The sequence below is a fragment of the Streptomyces sp. NH27 genome, from assembly GCF_056859195.1.
Genome location: NZ_JACEGK010000415.1, coordinates 1 through 7,173, shown reverse-complemented (window position 1 = coordinate 7,173; position 7,173 = coordinate 1). Strand labels below are relative to the sequence as shown.

Sequence of the window (7,173 nt, the reverse complement as noted above, 5' to 3'; positions counted from 1 at the left end):
CCATCATGCAGACCCCGACCCCCGATATCCGCGCCGCCACGCCCCATTCATCCGGTATGGCGCGCGCGGCCCGGGGCGGACTCCGACACCGTAGGGTGGCCGGGTTGCCGAGCGGGCAGGGGGCGCGAGATGGAGACGGGTGCCGGACGGATACGGCGTACGGTGGCGGCCGTGGTGGTCGCCGCGGTGGTCGCCGGGGCGGTGGCCGGGTGGCTGGAGTGGCGGCACGCACACCGGTTCCACGAGCGTGTCAGTGGTGCGCGCGGCGCGTTCCCGACCGCGCTGGGGGACACGGCGCCGGCCGCACCGGCCCGGGTGCTGCGGCACACGTCGAAGTCGTACGGAGTGATGGACGGAGCGTTGTCCGTCGATGAGGCGAGCGACGGGATCGTGGCGCGGAACCTGCGGACCGGCAAGGAGTACTGGCACTACGGCCGCGGCAAGGCGGTGTTGGGCCGCGTCGCGCTCACCGGTGGCGGCGACACGGTCGCGACGTGGTGGCAGGACGGCGTGGTCGTCGGGATCGACGTGCGCAGCGGGAAGCCGCGCTGGCACGCGAAGGTGCCCTACGGCATCCATGATCGCGCCCAGGACGACGACTTCGCCGACATCGACTTCGCCGGCACTCTGGTGGTGGCGACGAGCGGGGACGGGATCACGGCGTTCGACGAGCACAGCGGCAAGCGTGTGTGGAACGGCGCGATCCCGAACGGCTGCGTGCTGGATTCGGGCGGGGCGGTGGCCATGCGCGGTGCCGTGGTGACCTGGGCGCGTTGCCGCGGCTCGGACGACCAGGCCGTGCAGTTGCTCGGGTTCGATGTCCGCCACGGCACGCTGCGCTGGCGGATCGCCGACGGCTTGCACCCGCTGATTCCGGCCGACGACCACACCCTGGTGACGTCGCAGTGGACCGCCCGGCGGACCGGTGCCTCGGTGGACGTCTCCGGCCCGAAGCCTGTGGTCACCACGCGGAGCGCCGACGATGAGGACCCGACGGTGACGGCGGGCGACGGGATCGCGCTGAGCGACCACAAGGCCGACGGGGTGCGGCTGACCGCCTACGGCGCCACCGGCGGCATGAAGCGGTGGACGTGGAAGCCGGCGAAGGGCAAGACGTTCAGCCGGCCGCTGATCGCGGGCGGCCGGGTCTACGTCGTCCAGCAGCCGTCCGCGTCCTCCTCGTCAACCTCGCCGGACGAGAAGGTCACGGTGAGCGGCGCCGACCTGGTCGTGCTCGACGCCGCGACGGGGCGGCAACTGCACTCCATGCCCTTGCCGTCACTGACCAGCGGTCCCGGTGAGTACGACATCACTTCCGAGGCGCGGCTTCAGCCCACCCAGGCCGGCCACGGTGTCGTGGCGATCGGCTGGGCCTCCGGCATGTTCTCCAGCAGCGACGTCGGCGATCTGCTCGTCCTGTCGGCGTGACAGTGGCGGCACGAGGCGGAAACGGCGTCCGGGCCGACCCGTGGGCCGGCCCGGACGCTGTCAGTTGTCAGCCGTCAGGACTCAGACGAGGTCGAACCGGTCGAGGTCCATCACCTTGGTCCACGCCGCCACGAAGTCCGTGACGAACTTCTGCTTCGCGTCGTCGCCCGCGTAGACCTCGGCCAGCGCGCGCAGTTCGGAGTTGGAGCCGAAGACGAGGTCGGCGCGGGTGCCGGTCCACTTGACCTCGCCCGTGGCGTCGTCGCGGGCCTCGAAGGTGGTCGAGTCCTCGGAGGTCGGGGTCCACGTGGTGCCCAGGTCGAGCAGGTTGACGAAGAAGTCGTTCGTCAAGGTGCCCGGGGCGTCGGTGAGCGCACCGAGCTTCGAACCGTCGTAGTTGGCGCCCAGCACGCGCAGGCCACCGACGAGGACGGTCGTCTCGGGGGCGCTGAGGGTGAGCAGGTTGGCCCGGTCGAGCAGCAGGTACTCGGCCGGCAGCCGGTTGCCCTTGCCGGCGTAGTTGCGGAAGCCGTCGGCACCCGGCTCCAGCGCGGCGAACGACTCCGCGTCGGTGTGCTCGTCCGTCGCGTCGACGCGGCCGGCGGTGAAGGGCACCTCGATCTCGTGCCCGCCGTCCTTGGCGGCCTTCTCGACCGCCGCGGCGCCGCCGAGCACGATCAGGTCGGCCAGCGACACCTTCTTCGCGCCGGAGGAGGCGTTGAACTTCTGCTGGACGCCTTCCAGGGCGCGCAGCACCGTCGCCAGCTCGTCCGGGTTGTTGACCTGCCAGCCGCGCTGCGGCTCCAGGCGGATGCGGGCGCCGTTGGCGCCGCCGCGCTTGTCGCTGCCGCGGAAGGTCGAGGCCGACGCCCAGGCGGCGGAGACCAGTTGCGGCACGGTCAGCCCGGTGCCGAGGATCTTCGCCTTGAGTGCGGTGGCGTCCGCGGCGTCGATCGTCTCGTACTCCGCCGTGGGCAGCGGGTCCTGCCACAGCAGGGTCTCCGCGGGCACCTCCGGGCCGAGCAGCAGCGACTTCGGGCCCATGTCGCGGTGGGTCAGCTTGTACCAGGCGCGGGCGAACGCGTCCGCGAACTCCGCCGGGTTCTGGTGGAAGCGGCGGGAGATCGGCTCGTAGACCGGGTCGAGGCGCAGCGCCAGGTCGGTGGTGAGCATCGACGGCGCGATCTTCTTCGCGGCGTCGTGGGCGTGCGGGACGGTGCCCTCGCCGGCGCCGTCCTTCGGCTTCCACTGGTTGGCGCCGGCCGGGCTCTTGGTGAGCTCCCACTCGTAGCCGAAGAGGTTGTCGAAGAAGCCGTTGCTCCACTGGGTGGGGGTGCTGGTCCAGGTCACCTCGAGGCCGGAGGTGATGGCGTCCGCGCCCTTGCCGGTGCCGTGGCTGTTCTTCCAGCCCAGGCCCTGCGCCTCGATCGGCGCGGCCTCGGGGTCGTCGCCGACGGCGTCGGCCGGGCCCGCGCCGTGGGTCTTGCCGAAGGTGTGGCCGCCCGCGATGAGGGCCACGGTCTCCTCGTCGTTCATCGCCATCCGGCGGAACGTCTCACGGATGTCGCGGGCCGCCGCGATCGGGTCCGGGTTGCCGTTGGGGCCCTCGGGGTTGACGTAGATCAGGCCCATCTGGACCGCGCCGAGCGGGTTTTCCAGCTCGCGGTCGCCGGTGTAGCGCTGGTCGTCGAGCCAGGTGGTCTCCGGGCCCCAGTAGACGTCCTCCTCCGGCTCCCAGACGTCCGCACGGCCGCCGGCGAACCCGAAGGTCGTGCAGCCCATCGACTCCAGTGCGACGTTGCCGGTGAGGATCAGCAGGTCGGCCCACGACAGGCTCTGGCCGTACTTCTTCTTCACCGGCCACAGCAGGCGGCGGGCCTTGTCGAGGTTGCCGTTGTCCGGCCAGCTGTTGAGCGGGGCGAAGCGCTGCTGCCCGGCCCCGGCGCCGCCGCGGCCGTCGCTGATCCGGTAGGTGCCCGCGCTGTGCCAGGCCATCCGGATCATGAACGGGCCGTAGTTGCCGAAGTCGGCCGGCCACCAGTCCTGCGAGGTGGTGAGCACCTCGGCGATGTCCTGCTTGACGGCCGCGAGGTCGAGGGTGCCGAAGGCCGCGGCGTAGTCGAAGTCCGCGCCGAGCGGGTTGGCCACGGCGGGGTTCTTGGCCAGGATCTTCAGGTTGAGCCGGTCCGGCCACCAGCCGCGGTTTCCGCCGCCCTGGGTCGGGTGCGGGGCGCGGTCGTGGGCGACCGGGCAGCCACCCGTGCCTTCCGTCTTGGCGTCCACGACGATCGCGTCGTTGTTGTGGGTGTTGTCAGACATGGAAATCCTTCCGGACCTGGCGGATCACGGTGCTCAGGCACTGCGGGCGGTGGAGGAGCCGGGGGCGGCGGGACAGGGGAGCTGCGGAGCGCCCGGCGGAGCCGGAACGGCCCGGGAAGCCGCGGGTGAGCGGCTTCGACGTCTGTGTCTCCTGCTCCTGCTCTCCTGCCGTGTGGGCGTCTCCTGCCGTACAGGGCTCTTCCTGGCCCTTGGCTGTCGCCGGAACCGATCCTACGATGGACGCAGTCCAAGTCAAGAAGCGGGCCAAGCACATATCCGGTCAAAATCCGGACGCTCACTGGTAAACTGCGGGCATTCCGCGAACCCGAATAGGTGAACCGACATGAGTGACCTGGTGGAGCGACTGCGGGGCCGTGGCTGGCGGATGACCTCCCAGCGGCGCGTCGTCGCGCAGGTCCTGGACGGAGACCACGTTCACCTGACGGCCGACGAGGTGCACGCCCGCGCCATCGTCCGCCTGCCCGAGATCTCGCGGGCGACGGTCTACAACACGCTCGGCGAGCTGGTCTCCCTCGGCGAGGTCATCGAGGTCGCCACCGACGGCCGCGCGAAGCGGTACGACCCGAACGCGCACCACCCGCACCAGCACCTGGTCTGCTCCGGGTGCGGCACCGTCCGCGACGTCCACCCCACCGGCGACCCGCTCGCCGCGCTCCCGGTAGAGGAGCGCTTCGGCTTCACCGTCTCCGCGGCCGAGGTCACCTACCGCGGGCGGTGCCCGGACTGCGTGTGACGCCGACCGGGCCCCGCCCGTACGGTCAGTTCTCCAGGCGGACGGGCATCAGCAGGGAGAAGGTGTCCTCGGTGTCGGCGCGGCGGATCGCCATGGGCGCCGTCGGGGCGCCGAACTCCAGGACCAGCCGGTCGTGTGCCGCGGCGGTCAGGGCGTCCAGAAGGTAGCCGCGGTTGACGGCGACCCGGCCCGGGTCGTCGTCGCCGTCCGCGCATACGGTCACCGCCGTGCCGTCGCCGGTCACCTTGAGGATGCTCAGGTCCCCGCCCGCCTCGCGCTCGCCCGAGGGTGCCTCGCCCGCGGGCGCCTCGCCGGCGCGGACCGGGCCGGTCTCCACCGCCCCGCGGAACGCCCGGGCATCGACGGGGACCCGGGTGCCCGCCGGCAGGCGGACCAGCCGGCGGTAGTCCGGGAAGTCGTGGCCGAGGCACGCGCCGGCCGCCTGGCGTCCCCCGGCGTCCAGGGCCACATGGTCGTCGTCCAGGGCGAGTTGGACGTTCCCCGCGGCGGGCAGCAGCGCCCGCATCGCGTCGGCCAGCGCCGACGGCACGACGAACCGCGCGGGTGGCCCGTCATGGCCGGTGACGGCGGCCTGTGCGACGGCCAGCCGGTAGCGGTCGGTGGCCACGGTGTGCAGCGACCCGCCTTCGACGTCGAACAACACACCCCCGAGCACCGGCAGTTCGGGATCGGTGCCGGCGGCGAAGCGGACCGCGTCCAGCGCGGCGGCCAGGGCGGGTGCGGCGACGGTGAGCCGGAGGGTCGTGGTGCGGAGCGAAACCATGGGGTTCTCCCTGCGTTCGAGGAGTGCACGGACCGTGGACAGCTCGCCGCGCGCATCGGACAGACCCCGCTCCAGCCGGCGCACATGCGCCTGGAGCAGTCCCCGCACCAGGTCGGTGTCCGCACCGGACCAGCCGGCCAGCACCAGCCGGATGTCCGCCAGCGGCATACCGGCCCGGCGCAGCCGCGCCAGCAGCCGCGCCTCTTCGAGCTGCCCGGGGTCGTACCAGCGGTAGCCGCTGACCGGGTCCACCCGGGCCGGGGCCAGCACGCCCGCGCCGTCGTAGAACCGCAGGGCGCTCGCGCTCAGTCCGCTGTCCCGGGCCATCTCGCCGATGCTGCGCATCTCGCTCTCCACTTCTGGAACTGTCGACCCTCGACATGGTCGAGGGTCAACCACGGTCGGCCGGAGCGAGGACGGCGCGGCGCGCGCCGCGCGGTCAGGATCGGGTGTCGGCGCCGTGCATGGACGTGACCGCGTCCGCGATGGTGTTCTCGTACAGGCCCAGCTTCGGCTTGAGCACGAGCGAACCCGAGCCGAGCCGGAAGTTGACGGTGGCGGCGTTCGGCATGTGGTCGCCGTTGGCCAGGACGTTCAGCTCGTCGATGCCGTCCACGGTCCCGGAGGTCGCGCCGCTGGGGTCGAGGTCGACGACCGCGTAGGCGGTCCGCCCGGCATACACCGGGGAAGCCGGCGCGCCGCCGAGGCCGCTCGGGATGAGCGGCTTGACGGCCCGGCTGCCGTCGGCGGCGTGCGAGTCGTCCAGGGAGATCAGCGGGAAGTAGCTCAGGCCGCAGGAGTCGGCGCCGATGTTGCGGACCTCGATCACCCGCTGGGTGGGCGCCGAGCTCCGGCGGGTCACGGTCACCCGCACCTGGTCCGCCGTGCAGGGGTGCTGGTAGGCGTAGCTGTCGCTGGTGGCGGAGCCGCTGCCCGAACTGCTGCCGCCGGAACCGCCGGTGCCGGTGGAGCTGCTCGCGCCGGTCGAGCCCGTCGAGCCGCCCGAACCGTTGGAGGAGGAGCCGCCGGACGTCGACCGACCTTGCGAGGAGGAGGTGGGCGCGGAGGTCGACCCGGTGTCACCCGAAGCGACGGAAGAGGCGCCGGCCTGCTGCGAGGGCGTCGCGTCACTCGCGGCGGAGGAGGAACCCGAGTGGCACGCGGTGAGGCCGAGGGCGCTGACGAGGAGGAGCGCGGAGGAGGACAGGACGGATTTCACGTTCACGGTGGCATGCCTTCGCTGTGAGAGGTCGAGCGGTGGGATGCCGTAACTCTGCGCCGTGCGGCGCCCCGTGTTCGACAGTCTGGCCACAGTTGACGGTCCTGGAACGATTCCACCCCCCTGAGCTGCGACAATGTCCCTTCCTGGAACGTCGCACCGGGACGAGCGCGAGGGCGGAATGAGCACATATGTCGAGGAGTTCGCGAGCCGGCTGCGCGAACTGAAGCAACGATCGGGGCGTACGTACGGTGCGCTCGCCGCCCGGATGCACGTCAGCACCTCCACCTTGCACCGCTACTGCAACGGCGCGGCGGTCCCCACCGAGTACGGTCCCGTGGAGCGGTTCGCGCGGCTGTGCGGTGCGGGTCCGGAGGAGCTGGTGGCACTGCACCAGCAGTGGTTGCTGGCAAGTGCGGCCCGCCGCCGCGAGCAGTACCGCACGTCGGCCGGGCCGGCCGCGGCTGCCGGGCCGGCCGCGGCTGCCGGGCCGGCTGAAGCGACCGGGTCGGACGGGCCGGCGGCCTCGGACGCCGCGGGGTCCGGCGACGCGGAATCGGGCGACGCGGAATCGGGCGACGCGAAGCCGGGCGCAGATGCGGACGCGACGGCGAGCGATGTTCCGCCGGAGCAGCCGTATGTACGTCTGGCGGCCGGCGGGGTCGGGGT

6 protein-coding genes are annotated in these 7,173 nt (G+C 72.3%); 3 read left to right on the top strand and 3 right to left on the bottom strand.

All coding sequences use genetic code 11. From position 1 onward, the window contains the following. The first annotated feature begins 129 nt into the window (after window positions 1–129). Window positions 130–1,428: an outer membrane protein assembly factor BamB family protein gene (locus tag AC13HU_RS27660; RefSeq protein ID WP_483044678.1), complete on the top strand. Its 1,299-nt coding sequence runs from the start codon at window positions 130–132 to the stop codon at window positions 1,426–1,428. An 81-nt stretch (window positions 1,429–1,509) separates the two neighbouring features. On the opposite strand, the gene katG is transcribed toward AC13HU_RS27660, so the two are convergent. Next, a complete protein-coding gene (katG, locus tag AC13HU_RS27655; protein WP_483044677.1) occupies window positions 1,510–3,747 on the bottom strand; it encodes a catalase/peroxidase HPI in 2,238 nt (745 codons plus the stop codon). Window positions 3,748–4,090: 343 nt separating this feature from the next. Here katG and AC13HU_RS27650 point away from each other — a divergent pair, with 343 nt between their 5' ends. Further along, window positions 4,091–4,501 (top strand): Fur family transcriptional regulator, encoded by a 411-nt coding sequence (locus AC13HU_RS27650; RefSeq protein ID WP_483044676.1) that lies wholly within the window; start codon window positions 4,091–4,093, stop codon window positions 4,499–4,501. A 25-nt stretch (window positions 4,502–4,526) separates the two neighbouring features. Here the strand turns inward: AC13HU_RS27650 and AC13HU_RS27645 are convergent, their stop codons facing one another. Both AC13HU_RS27645 and AC13HU_RS27640 read right to left on the bottom strand, forming a co-directional pair. After that, the gene (locus tag AC13HU_RS27645; protein ID WP_483044675.1) at window positions 4,527–5,642 is read right to left on the bottom strand and encodes a DNA polymerase III subunit beta family protein; all 1,116 of its coding nucleotides are present in this window, start codon (window positions 5,640–5,642) and stop codon (window positions 4,527–4,529) included. Window positions 5,643–5,724: 82 nt separating this feature from the next. Beyond that, window positions 5,725–6,510, bottom strand: coding sequence for a DUF4232 domain-containing protein (locus tag AC13HU_RS27640; RefSeq protein ID WP_483044674.1), 786 nt, complete (start codon window positions 6,508–6,510; stop codon window positions 5,725–5,727). A 175-nt stretch (window positions 6,511–6,685) separates the two neighbouring features. Between AC13HU_RS27640 and AC13HU_RS27635 the strand changes: the two genes are divergently transcribed. Beyond that, a partial coding sequence (locus AC13HU_RS27635; protein ID WP_483044673.1) for a helix-turn-helix domain-containing protein occupies window positions 6,686–7,173 on the top strand: 488 nt, incomplete at its 3' end.

Bases quoted from the DNA above. Each gene is read 5' to 3' on its own strand.
- AC13HU_RS27660 (WP_483044678.1), top strand. From the start codon at position 130: ATGGAGACGGGTGCCGGACGGATACGGCGTACGGTGGCGGCCGTGGTG.
- katG (WP_483044677.1), bottom strand. From the start codon at position 3,747: ATGTCTGACAACACCCACAACAACGACGCGATCGTCGTGGACGCCAAG.
- AC13HU_RS27650 (WP_483044676.1), top strand. From the start codon at position 4,091: ATGAGTGACCTGGTGGAGCGACTGCGGGGCCGTGGCTGGCGGATGACC.